This window comes from Mesorhizobium sp. M7A.F.Ca.ET.027.03.2.1 (assembly GCF_003999175.1).
Classification (GTDB): Bacteria; Pseudomonadota; Alphaproteobacteria; order Rhizobiales; family Rhizobiaceae; genus Mesorhizobium.
On sequence record NZ_RZOM01001306.1, the window covers coordinates 1 to 1,444 of the forward strand.

General features: G+C 62.2%; 3 protein-coding genes. 2 read left to right on the forward strand and 1 reads right to left on the reverse strand.

Annotated elements, in window-relative coordinates:
* Positions 1-329: S24 family peptidase (locus tag EN750_RS34095; protein WP_145968189.1), on the forward strand; the 329-nt coding region annotated here is incomplete at its 5' end.
* Positions 330-401: 72 nt separating this feature from the next.
* On the opposite strand, the gene EN750_RS34100 is transcribed toward EN750_RS34095, so the two are convergent.
* Positions 402-704: a hypothetical protein gene (locus tag EN750_RS34100; protein ID WP_127383501.1), complete on the reverse strand. Its 303-nt coding sequence runs from the start codon at positions 702-704 to the stop codon at positions 402-404.
* 183 nt (positions 705-887) lie between these two features.
* Between EN750_RS34100 and EN750_RS34105 the strand changes: the two genes are divergently transcribed.
* Positions 888-1,256 carry a hypothetical protein gene (locus EN750_RS34105; protein ID WP_127399262.1) on the forward strand — a complete coding sequence of 123 codons (369 nt, stop codon included), beginning with the start codon at positions 888-890 and terminating at the stop codon, positions 1,254-1,256.
* Positions 1,257-1,444 lie beyond the last annotated feature (188 nt).

Genomic DNA, 1,444 nt, shown 5'->3' on the forward strand with positions numbered 1-1,444 from the left:
GTTACGTCCAGCGCCCGCCGGGGGTGCGCAACCTGCCGAAGGTGTTCGCCCTGCACGTGCTCTCGGATTCCATGGTGCCGCGTTATGAGCCCGGCGACCTGATCTATTGCGGCGGCCGCGACGCCGTACCGGGCGACCATGTGGTGATCGAGACCTTCCCCGAGGAAAACGAGCGCAACGGCAAGGCCTTCATCAAGAAGCTGGTCAAGCGCACGGCGGGCGAGCTGGTGGTCGATCAATACAACCCGCCGAAGACGCTGACCTTCAACCGCTACGCCATCAAACATGTCTGGCGCGTGATTCCGCTGAAGGAATTGCTGGGGTATTGAGGACGGGGCGTTCTTCCTTCTCCCCCCTGCGAGAAGGAAGAACCAGCGCTGGCACCCTTCCTTCGACAAAACTCAAGCCCGCCGTGATCCCTCCAGCGGCACCTCGCGCTCATTCAGCATCCGCGCTTCGCTGCGCACGCGCTGGCGCTCGTCGACAAACGCCGCCTGGATCGTAACCGTCGCCCCCGGCAGTCCGTCGGCACGGCAGGCCGAACAGACGATGCGGCCCGACAGAGCGGACAGCGGCGTATTCCCCGTCACCCCGAACCGCTTCAGCTGATCGGGTCGCCACCACCTGTTACGGCCGCAATCGGCGCACTCGACCGAGATCGAGGCGACATGCGCGATTGTCGGCTCCTTGCCCGGTAATGCCATCGCCCCCATCCTTTGTTCCTTATTTGTTCGCATATTCCTGTGTTTTGAGCCGGGAGTCGAGTCGCAGTTTTCAGACTTTCCCAGAAGTTTTCTTCTAAGGTAATTTGAGTTATGCTTTCATACTGGATATGCAATGTGAGTCGGAGCACGAACCCGCCCACTGCATCAGCCCCGGGAGCGATAATGGACGCTTTTGCCACCGATTTTGCCCGTTCCTGCGGTTACGCCGGCGACAGCCTGGCCCTGCTTGAAGCCTTCGAAGCCATCCGCCGCAACGGCATCGCCCACGCCCGTCAGGATCACGTCAGGCGCAAGGCAGTGATCGACGAGTTGAAACCGTCGGAGGCGCTGTTCCTGGCCGCGATTGGCCCGGCGCTCTCGGCGGAAGAGGCCATCGAGGACGCCGCCCGCTTCATAGCCTGCTGGCGCAACGTACCGCGCTGGCGCCAGGAGCGGCGCTTGCCCGACCTGGTCAGGGCCAAGCAACAACGGCTGGTGGCACGGTATTTTCGTCGCCATGGCCATCTTCTATGGGCGCGCGAAGCAGCGTGAGGCTGGACCCAGCCATTTGCGGGTTCCATCAGCAATTTTTTCTTTCTGGACTACGCAGGGGTGGCTGATCGTCGACGTGCATAGTTTGGGATGTTCAAGACTGCCCGCCCAAAATTTCAAACCTGGATAACGGCCGGCGCGGGAACCACCGCCGCCTTGCTCGTCGCCGGCCTGATGGGTGCGTGCGG